General features: G+C 40.0%; 1 protein-coding gene. It reads left to right on the top strand.

Annotated features, from left to right (window positions below):
* Positions 1-71: 71 nt before the first annotated feature.
* Positions 72-844: IS3 family transposase (locus ACFI4Z_RS19055; RefSeq protein WP_462671890.1), on the top strand; the 773-nt coding region annotated here is incomplete at its 3' end.

Raw genomic sequence — 844 nt, 5'->3', positions numbered from 1 at the left:
CAACTTGCAGATGCTCAGTTGGAGAACGACGTGTTAAAAAAGGCGAAGGCCTACTTCGACAGCCTAAAAGAATAAGGTTTCAATACATTCATCAGACAGCTACAGCGAAGAAAACAATAAGCAAATTATGTGCATTATTGTCTGTGTCTAAGGCTGGCTATTATAAATGGCTGAAACAGTCATTAAATCCAGTAACGTGTAGAAACGACTCATTACTTCAGTTTTTGAAAAAAAGAAGTAACAAAGAGCATTGCATACCTGGTTACAGGAAGTTGTGGGAAGCCGCCGTAGCTAATGGGTTTGATTGTAGTAAAGGTCGTGTGCAACGTTTATTACAAAGCGTAGGGTATCGCTCAAAATCAGGCAAACGTCGTTACACCAGTGGTAATAAAAAGCAGGGTTTTATCACGACAGAGAATCTACTGGGTCGCCAATTTGATGTTGAAGAACGCAATACCGTGTGGGTGTCTGATATAACACAAGTTCGCTGTAAAGAAGGCTGGCAGTACTTATGTGTAATTCTAGATCTCTACTCTCGTAAAGTTGTTGGTTGGGCAACAAGCCAAGTTAATAGTGCGGATTTAGTGATTAAAACATTAAGAAAAGCATGGCATACACGTAAACCAGATGGAAACCGCCTTTTGTTTCATTCAGACCAAGGGAGTCAGTATCGAGCAAAAGAAACGATAGCGTGGTTGAACAAACGAGATGTAACGATTAGCATGTCGAGAAAAGGAAATTGCTGGGATAATGCGTGCTCAGAAAGCTTTTTTGCTCAGTATAAAAAAGAGTGGATGAACAATTTAAGTGAACTGAGTCGTAGTGAAATGACAATACAAAGTCG

This window comes from Pseudoalteromonas sp. RWi3 (assembly GCF_054960735.1).
This window is presented reverse-complemented; position numbering and strand designations above follow the sequence as displayed.